Origin of the sequence: Symbiopectobacterium sp., from assembly GCF_047692315.1 — a bacterium.
In the GTDB taxonomy this organism is placed as follows: domain Bacteria; phylum Pseudomonadota; class Gammaproteobacteria; order Enterobacterales; family Enterobacteriaceae; genus Symbiopectobacterium.
Window position 1 is genome coordinate 15942 of sequence record NZ_JBLLJS010000014.1, and the last position, 17030, is coordinate 32971.

The 17030-nt window shown below is 50.7% G+C and carries 10 protein-coding genes and 8 pseudogenes; 6 read left to right on the forward strand and 12 right to left on the reverse strand.

Annotation, left to right across the window (positions count from 1 at the left end; translation table 11 throughout):
* Nucleotides 1-116 precede the first annotated feature (116 nt).
* From ACMZI0_RS07650 to dppA, 6 genes and pseudogenes are all read right to left on the reverse strand, one after another.
* A complete protein-coding gene (locus tag ACMZI0_RS07650; protein WP_415672510.1) occupies nt 117-683 on the reverse strand; it encodes a hypothetical protein in 567 nt (188 codons plus the stop codon).
* Between the two features lie 53 nt (nt 684-736).
* Nucleotides 737-1285: a hypothetical protein gene (locus ACMZI0_RS07655; protein WP_415672511.1), complete on the reverse strand. Its 549-nt coding sequence runs from the start codon at nt 1283-1285 to the stop codon at nt 737-739.
* A 21-nt stretch (nt 1286-1306) separates the two neighbouring features.
* The gene (locus tag ACMZI0_RS07660) at nt 1307-1762 is read right to left on the reverse strand and encodes a hypothetical protein (protein ID WP_415672512.1); all 456 of its coding nucleotides are present in this window, start codon (nt 1760-1762) and stop codon (nt 1307-1309) included.
* A 140-nt stretch (nt 1763-1902) separates the two neighbouring features.
* Nucleotides 1903-2514, reverse strand: a pseudogene (locus ACMZI0_RS07665) (EamA family transporter); the annotation flags it as partial.
* 13 nt (nt 2515-2527) lie between these two features.
* Nucleotides 2528-3123 (reverse strand): annotated as a pseudogene (locus ACMZI0_RS07670) (ABC transporter permease subunit); the annotation flags it as partial.
* Nucleotides 3124-3280: 157 nt separating this feature from the next.
* A pseudogene (dppA, locus tag ACMZI0_RS07675) lies at nt 3281-4899 on the reverse strand (dipeptide ABC transporter periplasmic-binding protein DppA).
* Between the two features lie 1011 nt (nt 4900-5910).
* Here dppA and ACMZI0_RS07680 point away from each other — a divergent pair.
* Both ACMZI0_RS07680 and ACMZI0_RS07685 read left to right on the forward strand, forming a co-directional pair.
* Complete coding sequence (locus tag ACMZI0_RS07680; protein ID WP_415672513.1) at nt 5911-7260, forward strand: 2-hydroxycarboxylate transporter family protein; 1350 nt, start codon at nt 5911-5913, stop codon at nt 7258-7260.
* Between the two features lie 81 nt (nt 7261-7341).
* A complete protein-coding gene (locus ACMZI0_RS07685) occupies nt 7342-7683 on the forward strand; it encodes a drug:proton antiporter (protein WP_415672514.1) in 342 nt (113 codons plus the stop codon).
* A gap of 136 nt (nt 7684-7819) precedes the next feature.
* On the opposite strand, the pseudogene dcuR reads toward ACMZI0_RS07685, so the two are convergent.
* From dcuR to ibpA, 6 genes and pseudogenes are all read right to left on the reverse strand, one after another.
* Nucleotides 7820-8535: pseudogene (gene dcuR / locus ACMZI0_RS07690) on the reverse strand (two-component system response regulator DcuR).
* A pseudogene (locus ACMZI0_RS07695) lies at nt 8513-10071 on the reverse strand (sensor histidine kinase). Before ACMZI0_RS07695 ends, dcuR begins: the two co-directional pseudogenes overlap by 23 nt.
* Before the next feature lie 109 nt (nt 10072-10180).
* Nucleotides 10181-11600 (reverse strand): annotated as a pseudogene (locus ACMZI0_RS07700) (anion permease).
* Nucleotides 11601-11988: 388 nt separating this feature from the next.
* Nucleotides 11989-13061 (reverse strand): annotated as a pseudogene (locus ACMZI0_RS07705) (hypothetical protein).
* Between the two features lie 200 nt (nt 13062-13261).
* On the reverse strand, nt 13262-13717 hold the full coding sequence (ibpB, locus tag ACMZI0_RS07710) for a small heat shock chaperone IbpB (protein WP_415672515.1): 456 nt from the start codon (nt 13715-13717) through the stop codon (nt 13262-13264).
* 105 nt (nt 13718-13822) lie between these two features.
* Nucleotides 13823-14236 carry a small heat shock chaperone IbpA gene (gene ibpA, locus ACMZI0_RS07715; protein WP_415672516.1) on the reverse strand — a complete coding sequence of 138 codons (414 nt, stop codon included), beginning with the start codon at nt 14234-14236 and terminating at the stop codon, nt 13823-13825.
* Between the two features lie 289 nt (nt 14237-14525).
* Between ibpA and ACMZI0_RS07720 the strand changes: the two are divergent.
* The 4 genes and pseudogenes from ACMZI0_RS07720 to ACMZI0_RS07735 form a co-directional block, all read left to right on the forward strand.
* Nucleotides 14526-14807, forward strand: a pseudogene (locus ACMZI0_RS07720) (YceK/YidQ family lipoprotein); the annotation flags it as partial.
* A 206-nt stretch (nt 14808-15013) separates the two neighbouring features.
* Nucleotides 15014-15268: a hypothetical protein gene (locus ACMZI0_RS07725; RefSeq protein WP_415672517.1), complete on the forward strand. Its 255-nt coding sequence runs from the start codon at nt 15014-15016 to the stop codon at nt 15266-15268.
* 207 nt (nt 15269-15475) lie between these two features.
* On the forward strand, nt 15476-16840 hold the full coding sequence (locus tag ACMZI0_RS07730) for an ABC transporter substrate-binding protein (protein WP_415672518.1): 1365 nt from the start codon (nt 15476-15478) through the stop codon (nt 16838-16840).
* 46 nt (nt 16841-16886) lie between these two features.
* Nucleotides 16887-17024, forward strand: coding sequence for a hypothetical protein (locus ACMZI0_RS07735; protein WP_415672519.1), 138 nt, complete (start codon nt 16887-16889; stop codon nt 17022-17024).
* The last annotated feature ends 6 nt before the right edge of the window (nt 17025-17030 follow it).

The window sequence follows — 17030 nt, forward strand, 5'->3', positions numbered from 1 at the left end:
ATGCGCGCGAGCGCACAGAAGCAATTTGTATCGACGTCGGCATAGCGTATTAAGCGGTTAGAATTGCGCGCTAAGCGGTTGGGGAAAAATGCAGCGTCCGGCACGCAGTACCAAACTCAGTGCACGGGCGGCAACGCTTTTACCTGCAAGGATCGGATTTCAATCGTCCGACGGTATTCCTTGAGCGGCGTATTGCTGCCAATACCAAGCGAGGCAACCCTCGGTTTTTGCTGGAGCACACGGGAGAAAATTGTCCTGCCGTACCTTTTGATATCGACCCGCCAACCGCTTTCGTGTTGGCGGACAATCACATCCATGTTGATAAAGCGCATCACATCCAGCGGCAATGTCGTATCGGTTAACCGAACTTTTTCTGCACCCTCATGGATATCCATAAAGTACGCGTTATTCACCCTGCCAAGCGCCACCGAGGTATGACCTTCCCTGTCGGTTAAGGTAAAAAAGTGGACTTCAGGATAATAGGCATTTACGCGTATTGAGAAACGAACCCTAGCGTTGTGGGCAGGCATTTTACGCTTCAGGAAGATGTTTAACGCATTGCAGTCATCGCTAGACTTAGGGATATCAAACACCAGGCTGTTGATGCCGTTAACCGACTCAAAATACACCAACAGACAGGCATTCAGGAGACGGTAGGTGACGGGTTGTGTGTTGCCGTGCATATCGCTGACCAGTTTGAATCCGCGTAATCCGGCAGGAGACAGCGTTTTCAGGTTTATTTCATGGCAGGTTTGACGGTCTGAGTGGGAAAAGGAACGGCCCGCTCGCGCCTGTTCTGCACAAAGGCCGCTTCGGATTCGTGTGTGGAAGCACCACCGCGCCTAAGACAAGCATGATAAATAAGATTTACGCTTCCCAGTAACACCGTACTTACTGCGCCGCCAACCTCACCGATGATCACACGGCTGCGCACGTCCGAACGTTGAGTAGACAGCGCCGTGGTGACAATCGCACCCGCCACCACAGGAAGAACGGCCTCACTGTTGGCAATTTTCACCGCAGATGAGCGCACCGCAAGGCTTTTCACTGGAAGATGGGGGATTTTACCGACATTCTGTGCCATGAATGAAAGCGGCTGCCAGTAGATATCAATCCGGATTAACAGATTGGCAAAAAAGACCGGGACGCGCAGCAGCCTGCGCTGAGGTGCTGGTTCTTGCGTCATCCAATACCGGGTGGAAATCGCCAGAAGCCCGAGCGCCAGATAAATCGCATGGCAAGAAGCGTTTGGCTCCTGAGGCAGAAACTGGGAAAAGTAGGGCATTCCGGTATAGTCGAGAAGCGTTTACTTTATGAAATCTGCCAGATGAGAAATCACATTCCCTCCACTCAGCATGTCTGCTGATAGCATCCCCAGCGTATTGAGAAATGCCAGATCGATATCCCTTTTTTCGGTGATAGAGATATACAGGCTGTGGGCAACAGCGATAACACCCAGCGGCAAGCCGGGCAACAGTCGCGCCAATCCCGTGGCAATAAACTCGTTCTGCTTCACCTCGCCAAGATACTGGACCATCTGTTTGACAGCACGCCGGCAGTCTTCAGTAAAGGGCACCAGATATTCCGCTTTTTCTGCCAGCGAGCGGGGGTCCGACTGCAAGCCCTCACGAACATCGAACCAGATATCATCCACGCACTGTTGCTCCAACACATCAAACCATGATTCATGGCACTCATCGTTGGCAGAAACTGACAGGGAAGCACTGACACCAGAGAAAACAGAACACGGAGCCGCATGCATAGATTAAATCCCTTTTAAGCTATTCATACATTGCTACAAGGCTGAGCTACAGACATTGCCGCTTGACTGCAATTTTACTTTTTCCCAGCGGGTTTCAGGTTGCAGAAAAGCGGCAAAAGAATAGCGGTGGTGAGGGTTCGTTAAGATACGCTATGCGCCCGCGCCAGCAGGGCAAGACGTCCACCAAACACGTTGACCAGCAGTCCTACCATGATCAGCAGCGCTCCCGCCACCTGAAGCAGGGTCATGTGTTCATCAAGAAACAGCGCAGCGCTCAGCATGCCGAACACCGGCACCAACAATGTCAACGGTGCGACGCGCCAGGTTTCATAGCGCCCCAGCAGGCTGCTCCAGATACCAAATCCCATGATGGTGGCAACAAATGCCAGATAGCCCAGCGCCAGTACCGTGCTCATGTGAATGTTTGTCAGGCTGGTGACAATCGCTTCCTGGCTATCAAATAGCCAGGAGCAAAGCAAGAACGGCCCTATCGGTACCAAAGCACTCCACACCACCAGCGACATCACATTCAGACCCGCACCGTGGCGGCTCATGATGACTTTGTTGCTGATATTGCCGAATGCCCAGGAGCGCGCGCCGCCTAACGTCGGCAGCATCGTGAGCAGCGTCAACCCGGTAGTGGTCTGATTCAGCATGCCGCCTTCCGCCAACACAAACATGCCCAGGGTAGCGATAGCAATGCCGAGAAAGTGGTTCCAACGCAGCGCTTCACCGAGCAGCAGCGTATCGAGGAACTGCTCTGCAGGCGCGTGCGGTGCGGATGTAATCCTCACCCAGCACTTCCAGCATGGCGGAGCGGGTCATACGCACGATCACCGACAGCGGAATCGTCCCCAGCACCACGGCAGGCAAAATCATGTGCATCACGGCATCGATAAAATCGCCCGGCTCACCGAAGAACAGGGTATCGATCAGCATAAAGCCGGTCAGCGGCAGGCTGACCGAGGTGTGATCGAAAATGGAACCGCGTTTAACCGCCGCCAGCACCCCCACCGGGATACCGACAATCACGGCAAACATCATCGCGCAGACACCCAGCTCGAGGGTGACCTTGAAGCGCGGCACAAACGCATCCCACACCGGGATGCGGCTCTTAAGGGAAATACCCAGACGCCGTGCAGCACACCGTTGATATAGTTGACATATTGCTGCCATAACGGCTTATCAAGCCCCAGCTCAGCCAGCAGCTGCGCATGGCGCTCAGGAGAAAGGCCGCGTTCGCCTGCCATAATCATCACCGGGTCACCGGGGATCATGTACACAAAGGCAAACGTCAGTAGGGTAATACCAATAAACGTTGGGATAACCAGCCCCAAACGCCGGAGTATGAACTGAAACATATCCCGAACTCTCTGTATATAAGTGCCTGACGGCTCATAGGCTGCCAGGCTTATCAATGCTCACAGCTAGATTTTTACGGGCACTCTGGCCCCGCCCCAAACGTACCGTCGGTGCGTTTGGGGCGGGGCCAGAGTGCCCATGAAATGGCAGGCTGAATTAATCCAGGGTCACGTTATTGAAGCTGTGTACGCCACGTGGCTCGATCACATAGCCTTTCACGTTCTTACGGATAGGCTCATAGACCGTGGAGTGAGCGACAATCAACGCAGGAGCCTGATCGTGCATCACAACCTGTGACTGTTTGTACATATCAATACGTTTCTGGTGATCAGACGTTTCGCGCGCAGGCTAAATCAAATCTTCAAACGGCTTGTAGCACCATTTGGAGTAGTTAGAGCCTTTTTCTGCCGTGTCACAGCTGAACAAGGTCGCGAAGAAGTTATCCGTATCCCCGTTATCGCCAGTCCATCCCATCAGGACAGTCTGGTGTTCACCCGCTTTGGCGCGTTTCAGGTACTCACCCCACTCGTAGGTGACAATCTTGGCTTTCACGCCGACTTTAGCCCAGTCAGACTAGATCATTTCCGCCATACGATGCGCATTCGGGTTGTACGGACGTTGAACCGGCATCGCCCACAGATCCACGGTGAAGCCATCACCCACACCCGCTTCTTTCAGCAATGCTTTGGCTTTTTCCGGATCGTAGGAGTAATCATCCTTCACATCGTCGTTAAAGCCCCACATGGTCGGTGGGATCAGGTTTTTGGCCGCCTGGCCCGCCCCCTGATACACCGTGTCAATGATGGCGCCCTTGTTTACCGCGTAGGTCAGTGCCTGACGCACTTTGACGTTATCCAGCGGTTTTTTCTGCACGTTGGTTGAAAGAGAGGTAACCCACGTTCAAGCCAGGTTTTTCCAGCAGCGTGATGTTTTTGTCTTCTTTCATGCGGGACAGATCGGCCGGGTTAGGATACGTCATGATCTGGAACTCATCTTTTTGCAGCTTGGCATAACGCACGGACGCATCCGGCGTGATGGAGAACACTAGGCGATCGATGCCCGGCTTCTTGCCCCAGAAGCCATCAAACGCTTTGTAAAGAATACGGGAATCTTTCTGGTACTGCTGCAACTGGAATGGGCCGGTGCCGATCGGGTTCAGGTCGATCTTCTCCGGGGTGTCTGCTTTAAGCATGTTGGCACCGTACTCTGCGGACATAATCGACGCAAAGTCCATCGCCAGGTCGGCCAGGAACGGCGCTTCCGGACGGGTCAGCACGAAACGGACAGTGTAATCGTCCACTTTTTCGAATTTTGCTGATCAGTTCCGGCATGCCCATGCCTTGATAGTATTCGTAGCTGCCGCCAGACACTTTATGATACGGATGGTTCGGATCTTGCTGACGCAGGAAAGAGAACAGCACATCATCATCCGCATTGAATTCGCGCGTCGGCTTGAATTCTTTGCCGTCTTGCCACTTCACGCCCTTACGCAGATGGAAGGTATAGGTTTTGCCATCTTCGCTGATGTCCCATTTTTCCGCCAGACCCGGTTCAATTTTGGTAGTACCGCTTTTGAACTCAACCAGACGGTTATAGATAGGAATTGAGCTGGCATCAAAGGTGGTGCCGGAAGTAAACAGTTGCGGGTTGAAACCTTCAGGAGAACCTTCGGAGCAATAGACCAGGGTTTTTGCCTGGAGACCGGCTGCGACAGACATGGCCAGCAAGCCGAGTCCGATTTTGAGCACCCTTGATTTCGACAAGGATTTTTCCATTACGTGTACTCCATTGTGGATGTTGTGTATTGATGAAATTCAGACCAGGATATTTTTACTCGCCGCCGACAAGAGGCCGTTCTCATCAGTATCGACGCAGCGCGTCATGTGGTGGCTGTGGTCTGTACTTTTTTGCCCGAAGGCTATAATTCACTCAAGTAAGGAGGGAGATGAGGCAGTATGTGAGAGTGGCCTGCGGATAGGTGCGAACCCGGCATCAGTCTGACAATCCGTTGTCCCCCCTTCCAACCCCGTCAATATGGCAACAGATCACCCTAACGTCAATATAATGGGTAGGGATTTACAAAATCGCCACAAGTTAAACAATAGAACACAACATGAAAGATTATAAAAAAATCGATAAAAAAACCACACAAAACCATCATCTGAAAATTTTTGTTATATGAGAAATTATCACCATAAAAAAAACATGAAACATCTTATGTCAAACGATGAATCAATGAGCAACAACGCTTGTTAAAAACGTTAATGTCAGGTAAAAGTTCCGAAAGAACATAAGAATTAGTGATAATTATCACAGACATCATTAGTCTGGCACCAACTAGTTACGCTACATAAAAAAACCTCTCACAACAGATCGTTGGTAAGATCTATCAACGATGCCACAAAGCATTACTGAAAAACCCCACAAACATTAGTTATTTAAATTAAAAATCATCTTGTTTAATTATATTAACGATATAATAATTTAATAACCATTAATGCAATCAATCCAAAACCCCTTTGATAATAAAAAATAAATTTAACTACATTAATTTGAGATAACTTATTTAAAAAAGAGTTGCCGTCAACCTCACAATTATTTCATTTGCTCATGGATGTTTTATTATATTTAAAATTTAATCATGACAGGTTACTCATGGATAATATATCCACTGACACAACCACCCTCTTTAATAACCTCTTTATTTATTGATAATAAAAGATTTTATCTTACTAACAATAAGGATAATCCGTAAATATATAACCCGCTTACGCGGAGTAAACATAATGAAAAGAACTGAAACCGATGTCCTCTACGAGAGCACGATCGCTGCCAAACCAACGTCTCAACTGTCGTTCTTCACCCAATTTTTGAAAACTAAAATTGGCTCAGTACCCGTTGCATTATTTATTGCTATCGCCTCAGTTGTTTTTGCTGCCTCCTATGAAGGCTATCTGCCGAAAAATATGATCGGTGGTTTTTCCGTTATTATGACACTGGGTTTTTTGCTCGCGCATGTTGGCCACACCATTCCGGTCTTTAAAGATATCGGTGGCCCAGCCATCCTCTGTTTGATGGTGCCATCAATACTGGTCTATTTTCACCCGTTTAACGACAACACCATGAAGACCGTGCACCTGCTGATGAAGGAAGCGAATTTTCTCTACTTTGTTATCGCTTGTCTGGTTGTCGGCAGTATTCTGGGCATGAACCGCAAAATCCTGATTCAGGGGATGGTGCGCATGTTCGTACCGCTGGTGATCGGTACCGTCACCGCGGTGGTAACAGGTCTGCTGGTGGGTAAATTGTGCGGCTACAGCCTGTATCACACCTTCTTCTTTATCATCGTTCCCATCATTGGCGGCGGCATCGGCGAAGGTATTTTTCCGCTGTCATTGGCCTATTCCGCCCTGCTGGGCCAGGCACCGGATGTCTATGTAGCACAGTTGGCACCTGCGGCAGTGGTCGGCAATATCTTCGCGATTTTCTGCGCGGGTATCCTGTCTCGCCTCGGTATGCGCCGTAAAGATCTTAACGGTGAGGGGCGTCTGGTTCGCAGTGATGAAGAGCAAAATCTGTTCACGGTTAACGACACGCCGAAACCGGTGGATTTCCATCTGATGGGTGGCGGTCTGCTGATGATTTGCGCTTTCTTTATTGTCGGCGGCCTGTTCGAGAAACTGGTGCACATTCCTGGGCCAGTACTGATGATCCTGATTGCCGTGTTCTGCAAATACAGCCGCGTTATTCCCGCCACGATGGAAACCGGCGCGCACAGCGTCTATAAATTCGTCTCCAGCTCGCTGGTCTGGCCGTTGATGATTGGTTTGGGGATGCTTTATATTCCGCTGGAAAGCATGGTTGCGGTGTTCTCCGTTGGCTACGTTATCGTCTGTGGATCCGTGGCGCTTTCTATGGCACTGGTCAGCTTCCTGATCGCTCCGCGCCTGAATATGTACCCCATTGCAGCCTCAATCGTCACCACCTGCCACAGCGGCCTGGGTGGTACTGGAGACGTCGCCATTCTTTCGGCGTCCAACCGTATGTCACTGATGCCGTTCGCACAAATCGCAACGCGTATCGGTGGTGCCTCTACCGTGATCGGCGCAACGCTGCTTATGGGCTGGTTGCTGTAATGAAATCCAGCAGCTCGGTCTGCTGACAAAAACTGTCACTGCGCCTGATTAATATGGCGGTCTACCACCAAGGAGACCGCCATGTTATCCGCCGATATTTCGATTCCGTACGTCAGCAACGTGATGAAAAGCAGCGATTTTTACGCACAGCTGTTTGACATCAACCCCGTGGAAAAAAGCCCCACCTTTGCGCTGTTTGTTTTTGAAAATGGCTTCAAGCTAGGTCTATGGTCGTGTTACACCGTTGAACCCGGCATCAACCAGATTGCCAGCATACCTTCGGGTGAGATTGTGTTTACGGTACAGAATAAACCAGAGATTGATGCACTTTATCAAACCTGGGGGGACTCATCATCAGGCCACCGTGACCCAAAAACCTGCCTAGCTCGACTTTGGTTATTCCTTTGCCGTTCTCGATCCTGATGGACACCGGATAAGAATCTGTTTTATTGATGAAAAAGCATAATCGTTGAACTCAAGGTGATATAAAACAAGGCCGCGACATGATTGAGGATACCTCAACCTGTCGCGGCCTTTCGTATTCACTTAAGCGTACTGATTACTCGCAATACTGGCGCAGCGCGTCTTGTTTCTCCGGCAGCAGGCGGTAGAGCCGTAGAGCCGTAGAGCCGTAGAGGATATTGGTGGCCAGAATATTAGTGTCAGCAAGATAAATTAGATATTTACGGCAAGAGACGCGAGAAATGCCAATCGCATTCGCCAGTATTTCCGTCGAAAATTCCGCCCCTGATTACCTTCAATCCATTCGCATACGGTGCGTAGCATCAGGCTGGTCAGCCCTTTCGGCAACTTTTTGCGCTCGCCCGCCACACCGCCGCTGGTGCGACGAATCAGGCTATCAATATCCGACTGAGCGACAAACTCGCGGTGTTTCAGCAGATTCGCTTCTTCACGGTAAGCCGTCAGCGCCTGTTCAAAACGGGAGAACTGGAACGGTTTGATCAGGTAATCGACCACGCCATAATGCAGTGCCTTCTTGATGGTATACACATCACTGGTGGAAGAGATAATAATGACGTCCGTCTGTTCGCTGAACTCACGAATAGTAGGCAGCAGGTCCAACCCGTTATCCTGTTGCATGTAAATATCGAGCAACACCAGATCGATCTCAGAATCTGGCTGCATCAGTAAATTTCTCGCCTGCTGTAACGTTGGCACCGTTGCATAACAGTTGAACCCGGGCACCTGGCTCAGATAGGAACGGTTAAGTTCTGCAACCATGGCATCGTCATCAACAATCAGTACATTTATCATGGTTAAACAGCCTTGGCTTGATAAGGAATATTCACGAAAAACTGGGTATAAATCTCAGGTTCCGACTCAAAATCGATACTGCCGCCCACTTTATTCCAGGCTCTGCTTGGTCAGGTAAAGACCGATTCCGCGCCCGGAACCCTTGGTGGAGAATCCTTGTTCATAAATACGGTGCTGATTTTCCAACGTAATACCGGGGCCATCATCGCCCACGATGCAGTTTAAGCGCCCATCCTGATGATGGAAACTCACGCTAATTTCACCGTTTTCCATGTTACTCATTGCATCCATGGCATTCTCAATCAGGTTACCCAAAACGGTGATCAATTCGTTGGTAGCATCCACATCGTCAGTTTCGGGTAACAGGCTTTCTTCTGTTATCGACAGTTGTATGCCGAGATCGCGTGCCCGGTTGATCTTACCGAGCAAGAAACCGGCAATAACGGGCGATTTCACCTTGCGAATAATGGAGCCGATTTCTGCCTGATAGTTGTTTGCCGTTTTTAAAATATAGTCTTCCAACTGCGAGTAGTATTTCAAATGCAGCATGCCCAAAATCACATGCAGCTTGTTCATAAACTCGTGGAATTGTGCGCGTAACGCATCGGCGTAGTAGGACATCCCCGTCAAGCGCTGCAACAGTTGGCCAATCTCGGTTTTGTCACGAAACGTGGCGATAGCGCCAATTACGTTACCTTTTACCGTCACTGGCACGGTGTTGGTCAGCAGCAAGTTGCCGTTAATGTTGATCTCTTCATCGCGTTGAGCGATACCACTTTCCAGCACTTGCTTAAGGCGAAGATGCTCCATCCACTGTTCTCTGATGGTTTCTGACGAGGCATTGGCCGCCATATTCCCCTGCCGGAATAGCCTTCGCGCTTCATCGTTAATCACCGTGATGCGCCCGCTTTCATCCACGGCAATCATCCCTTCCTTGATCTGCTTAAGCATCGCATTGCGCTGTTCAAACAGGTTGGAAATTTCATAGGGTTCAAATCCCAGCATGATGCACTTGTGGATTTTCACCAGCACCAGCGTGCCGAGCCCGCCAACCAACGCACCCGCCAGAAGAGCCCAAGGAATAATCCAGCGGTTTTCACTGATCACTTTCTGAACGCTGGTCAGGGCAATCCCTAACGCCACGACGCCAACCTGCTTGCCGTCATAGTTAAACACCGGTGTAAACACCCGTAGCGAAGGGTAAATGTCGCGCCCGGCAAAATGTTCACCGATGCGCTCCCGTTCCGGGTGGGTATGACACACAGTGTCCATATCGGTCACGGTGACAAACAGCAGTTGATTGCGGTGCGTGATGGTCTCGGGGTTGCCCAATCCTTGCAACTCATCAATCACCACCGGGGAGGCGGCAAAGGTGCGCGCAATGGCAAATGCCTTGTCGCGCAGGCTGTTTTCAGAGAGTTGGTTGATACGGAAAAACAGCAGGGCGTAGACCACCAGCAATACTGCGCCTAACACGACAGAGACCATCAGAAAAACGGATGTTCCCAGCTTCATCGGTGCTTTTTTCCTGCTCATGTCGTGCTCCGGAATCACCTTGGATATCCTTATCTTAACCTGTTTTTCAGTATTTATCGTCCTGCGTCATTGTCCCGCGTTACGGGACAATGACGCAGGCTGACGGGGATTACCAGAATCCCAATACCTTCCACCACATGCCGCCAATACCCAGCCAGATGGGAATCACGACCAGGCTGATAAAGAAGCCAATTTTCCACTAGGTTGCCAGCGGCATATAGCCACACCCGAACAGGATCGATGCCGGGCCGCTTGAGTAGTGAGTGGTAGACATGAACAGGTTACTGAAGATACCAAACGCCAGCACGGTCAACATCGGCGGAGCACCCGCTGCCAACGCAATGGAAACGAAAATGGCATACATGGCGCTGATATGGGCAATCGCACTCGCCATCAGGTAGTGGCTGTAGTAGTAAACCAACAGCAAGATACCCAACATCGGCAGCCAGTGGAACCCGCTGACAGCGTTGCCTGCAAGTTGCCCCAACCAGGCAATCAATCCCATTTTGTTCAGTTGCCCTGCCAGCGTCATCAGCACAGCGAACCACACCACGGTGTGCCAGGCTTCTTTCTCGCCGACTACGTCATCCCAGCTCAACGCACGACTCAGCAGCAACACGCTCAGGCCCGCCAATGCGGTCAAGGTCGCATCGATATTCAGCGTCGAACCCAGCACCCAGAAGGTGACCAGACCAAGGAACACGCCCAACACGACCCATTCGTCACGCGTCATTCGCCCCATTTCACGCAACCGTTCCACAGCAATGGCGCGCATTTCTGTGGTTTGTTTCAATTCAGGCGGATAGCGGATAGAAGCGGTAGATGAGATAGGGAATCAGCGCCAGAGAAAGGATGCCCGGCACCAGCGTTGCCAGCGCCCAATCCGTCCAGCTGGTGTGAATACCGAGCTGCGCCGCCAGTTTCGCCACCATCGGATTACCGGCCATGGATGTCATGAACATGGCTGAGGTGATGGCGTTACACTGGAAAATGGACTGCACCAGAAACGCCCCGATACGGCGCTGGGTGCCTTTCTCCGGCGTAGAATCATAGGCTTCGGAGATAGAACGGAATAACGGCGTGATTATCCCACCGCAACGCGCCGAAGTGGAAGGCATCGCCGGGGCAAACAGCAGGTCAGTGAACACCAGACCATAAGCCAGACCGAGCGAGCTGTTACCCAGTTTGCTGATGAATAGCAAACCGATACGACGGCCAAAACCGGTTTTGATAAAACTGCGTGAGATAAAGAAGGCGCAGGCGCTCATCCAGATGGTGGGATCGCTAAACCCGGCCAACACGTCTTTAATCGAGAGCAAACCAAGGATCGCCACGGACGTCAAACTGAACATCGCCATGGCACCAAGGGGATACGGGGAGAGGATAAGACCAATAACGGTGGCAATGAAGATGGCCATCAGATGCCAGGCATCGGGTTTGACGCCCTCCGGCACGGGTAATAACCATAATGCAACTGCAATACCGATAATGATGAGGAGCTTAACTAACCTGCTATTGTTTGCAGACATAAAAACACCACGCTAAAAGATTAAAACGGAATTCGTTTTTTTCCACCCAATGCAGTGCGGAGGAGCGGTGTTTCGTTATTCTTCCTTCATCACCCCGATTACCAATATCTTATTCTCTTGATTCTCATTCTAATTCGGTAATAAGGATATTCTGAAAGCGGATACATCAGCAGCAGAAAAAAGGCGAGAAAACAATTGGTCAGGGTATTTTTCTCGCTCCATCAAATCGTAATGATTAACAGGGGTATGATAGAATAAATAGCAGTGAAATGAGCATTATTTTACTTACTAAAACGATTTAATAGTTTAAATATCTTGGCCATTTAGCATCATATGCGCCATCAAAAAAGTGCGTTCAGTCACGGGGTAATAAATGGAAATTAAGTTATTAGAAAAAGTGATGCGTAAAATAAAATAATAATGCGGTAAATAATACCGCTAGCAACTGGGGCGACATAATACGCAGAAACATCGCTAACGGATAAACAGTCGCATACGAGAGCGCCGATGCCCCACTGGTGGCATGCAACCCGTTGGCAAAGGCCAGCGCTGGCGGGTCTGTCATCGAACCCGCCAACATGCCGCACAGGGTCAGGTAGTTCATTTTCCCGACCGTTCGCGCCAGTACGCCGACGATCAACAGCGGAATAATGGTAATACAGGCTCCATAGGACACCCACCAGATGCAGATAATCGCCCAGTTGAATCAAGGTGGCGGGCGCGGGCACCATCAGCGTATCGCCGCGTTTCAGTCGGGAACAGACTATCGCATCGCTATTAAGCATCGGCACATCCTGAATCGCTAATCCTTGCAAATTCGGGTTATCCACCTTGATGTTCATGGTTTGTAACTGCTCATGGTGATGGCCGTTACTGTTATCAAACTGTCTGGCTTCCGCCTCAACCATAACCCGAAAGCCCACGCGTAGCAGCCACATCACCAGCAGAATGCCGCAAATCCCCAGCGGGTAGGCCATGGCATAGCCTGTGCCCATCAGGGTGACCTGCGCTGGATTCGATCCTAAATCGGTCAGGATCTGCTGGCCAGCGCCCAGAGACGGGGTGTTGGTCACCGCACCGGAAAAAATCCCCAGAATGATCGGCAACGGAACGGCAAACAGCTTATGAATGATAATGGTGACGATACAAGCCCAGCAGCACCGTCAGTAGCGCAAAGCCGTTCAATCGCAAACCGGAAACACGCAACGAATAGAAGAAGCCCGGGCCCACCTGAATCCCGATGGTGTAGACAAACAGGATGAGCCCGAACTCCTGAATGAAGTGCAGCATGTCGTTGTTGGGGGTGAACTGAAAGTATTGGGCGAAATGCCCCACCACAATACCGCCGAACAACACGCCGCCAATGCCCAACCCAACACCGTAGATACGCCAATTGCCTATCCACAGCCCCAATACTGCTACTAACGCCAGCATACTCACGGTAAGTGTGATATCACTCATAGCCGTATCCTTGTACAGCCGTCTTTTCGCTTGAAAATCAGTCTAGACTTACGCCACAAAAGCGCCACTGACAGCCAGTCTGGCAAAAGGAGAAGTGGGAATCCGTGCCTTCCAGCACAAATCCTTATGGATGATGTGGAAATAAAAATCCCCAGCAAAGGCCGGGGATTGATAACAGACTCACCGCGTTATTTTATGGATTACGCATCACTGGCCGTTTCTGGCGAGTGCGTTAACTCGGGGCGGCTACCGCCGATGGCAATACGCTGCGGTTGCAGTTCTACCGGGACTTCACGCACCAGATCGATGTGCAGCAAACCGAGTTCAAATTTCGCCTCGGAGACAGACAGGTGCTCCGCCAGCATAAAGCTCAGGGTGAACGGTTTAAATACCAGACCCTGATGCAAATATTCCACCTTCTTCTCCGGCAGCGTCGGCGTACCGCTTACCGTCAGACGCGGGCCTTCCACTTCAATCGCCAGTTCACTTTGCTGAAATCCCGCCAGGGCCAGCGTGATGCGATAATGGTTGTCGTCTTTTTTCTCAATATTGTAGGGAGGAAACTCAACGGTTTCCTGGCCGCCCTGCATTGAGCTGGCCAATTTGTCAAAACCAATCCACTGACGCAGCAGCAGTGATAAATCATAGTTACGCATAATGTGACTCCTTCTTTGAAGCGAGAGTGTGCCTTCAGGGGAGCAGGCAGGCTCCACCGAATTCGCCCCCTAACGGCGGGCGGGCGTTAAAACGTATAAGTCGTATTACTTGATATCAATACGGCGTGACTTCATCGTTTCCGGAACTACGCGCGCCAGATCGATATAAAGCAAACCATGTTCCAGATTGGCGCCAGTAATTTGAATGTGCTCGGCTAGTTGGAATTTGCGCTCAAAATTGCGCTCGGCAATTCCCTGATAGAGATAGTTACATGTTACCGGTTCACCGCCGTGTGCGCCTTTCACAATCAACAGGTTGTCATGAGCGGTAATCTCCAGCTCATTCTCGGCAAAACCCGCGACAGCAATGGCAATGCGGTAATGGTTGTCATCAACCAGTTCAACATTATATGGAGGGTATCCGCCATTGCCCTGGCCTTGCCCGGCTTCCAGCAGATTAAACAGGCGATCGAAACCAATCGCAGAACGATACAGGGGAGAGAAATCGAAATTACGCATTACAGCCTCCTAAAAATTCAGCGAGGATTGATATGAACCTTCTTTGATAGACAGGCCCTACACCCCATCGGCTACCCTGTCGGCATAGCGTCATAATCTGGGGCTACAATAAAGATGGGGACCAGGCTCAAATTTTCAAGGTTGCGATAGAAGCAATTTTTCATTTTCCGAAAAATTTATCGGAAAATGAAGTACTACCACCAAAACACAAAACATGACATCTTATTTGTAGCCCGTTACACAGTGGCAAGGCCTGGCATGAGCCGACCATTTCTCAATGGACAGCGATATGAAAGTACTGAAACGTACTGCACTCTCTTTGTTGATGGCAGGAAGTGGGCTGTCGCTTACCGGCGGCTGTTCCAGCGTGATGACACATACCGGCCCCGATCAGGGTTACTACTCCGGTACGCGTGCCAATATTGACGTGCTGCACAGCGATGATACCAGTTGGGCCATGACGCCACTGGTGATTCTCGATATGCCGTTTTCCGCCGTCATGGATACCTTGTTGTTGCCTTATGACTATTCGCGTTCGGGCAAAGAAAAGCCGGATGATTCACTGCGCGCACATCCACCACGATGAAAAGCTGCCCATCATTCCCGCTGCTGCCGTTCAATCAAGTACTGCACATCCGTAACCTGTTTAGCCATACACCATATCGGGTAGATTCCTAACAAACGGTTTTTTGACATTCATTCCTTTATTTATCAGCATAATATAGCCGTTTCTTCGGGAGCCTACCGCTACCTGAACACCTATGGACGTGCTCATCAATGAAGTTAAACAGCCTTTCCCGCTTGCTACATGTCAATAGAGGGGAATTTGCTCTCCATACGCCTAAAAAACCTGACAGCCTGAGCAAGCTCCATCGGATCGGTAACAGCAGCGTCGAATTGAGAGGTTGCAAGCACACGCCGATGCCGCCCGCTGGCACGGTCGCTTTTCGCCAAACGTCTTGCGCACAGCGAGTGTGGCTCCCCGCTTCTTTAGAGATGATTGTGTCAGAAGGTCATGAGAAAGCGCTGTGAGGTTCATGATAGCGAACACGGGCGCGTGATGTGCATTTGCAGTTTACGCAATTGGTTATCCCATAAAGTTTATACAATATAAAATATATATTTGTTAGGTTGAATTTCGCTCACCCATTTTGCTTTTTTCGATCTTCAACCAGGGGGTTTTATGTCATGGTTTACCCGTTTGTCTCGCTGGGGAGGTAACGCACTTCTTCTCTCAGGGTGGCTGGCCGTCAGCGCACATGCCGCCGCAGCGCGGCGGCATGTGCGCTGACGCTGATACTGTCCAGTGAACCGTCCACATTGGTTTCACTCGCCACCGTCGCGCAACCGGCCATTGCAGTCAGTGGTAAAGTCACGGAAGGTCTGCTGACCTACGATTACGATCTTAATGCGCAGCCGCAGCTGGCAACGTCCTGGGACATCAGCCCCGATGGCAAAACCTATACATTCCATTTGCGTCAGGGCGTGAAATGGCACGACGGTCAGCCTTTTACCTCCGCTGACGTGGCCTATTCCATTCAGTTGCTTAAACAAATACACCCGCGTGCCCGAAGCACCTTTGCTAACGTGAGTGACATTAAAACCCCCGATCCGCTGACTGCCGTATTTGAGTTATCACACCCTGCACTTTATTTGCTACGCGCCTTTGCTGCCGGCGAAACACCGATTCTGCCGAAACATATTTATGACGTGCCGGGCGGCGATCCGCTGAAAAATGCCAATAACAACGCGCCTGTCGGCACCGGACCGTATATTTTCAGCGAATGGGTGCGCGGCAGCCATATTGTCTACAAACGCAACCCCAACTATTGGGATAACCCAAAACCCTATCTAGATCAGTTGATCGTCAAGTTCTCACCGGATGCCGTCGTGCGCACGCTGGCGCTGGAAACCGGTGATGCTGACATCGCCTACCGCACTCCGGTTGCGCTGAGTGAAATTGCCCGATTGAAGAAAGAGGGTAAACTGGGCTTTGAAACCAAGGGGAATAATTACTCCTACAGCGTCGCGTCACTGCAATTCAATCTGGATGATAAGATTTTCAAAGACCTGCGCGTGCGTCAGGCATTCTCTCACGCCATTGACAGGGATGCGCTGGTTCGCGTTGCCTATTTCGGCCTGGCGACGCCCACGGCATCCCCCGTTGCACCCGGCTTGAAAACCTTCCACGATCCGTCTCCGACCCCGTATCCCTTCGATCTGGCTGCCGCCAACCGCCTGCTGGATGAAGCCGGATACCCGCGCGGCTCAGACGGTACGCGCTTTAGCATCACGCTGGATTACAACACCTATGACGATGCTTTCCGTCGTATCGCCGATTTCACGCGGGCGTCACTGGCAAAAATTGGCGTTGCCGTAACGTTGCGCTCATCGGACATTTCGTCTCACACCAAACGCGTGTATACCGATCGCGACTTTACGCTGGCATTGAACATGTTCGCCAACCTGTACGATCCTACCGCAGGCGTACAACGTCTCTACTGGTCGAAGAACTACCGCGTCGGGTTGCCGTTCTCCAATACCTCCCACTACGTTAAACCCCGAAGTAGATCGCCTGCTGGAAGCGGCACAGACGGAAAATGACGGCGCCAAACGCATTGAGCAGTTCCGCCAATTCCAGAAAATTGTGATGCATGACGCGCCGGACATTAACCTACTGTCGCCGCAGTTCATCACCATTTACAACCCGCGCGTTCACGACCATTCGCCCACGGCAGATGGCGTTGAAGGAAATCTGGCAGGGGTATGGGTAGAACCTAAACCTTAAGATGAT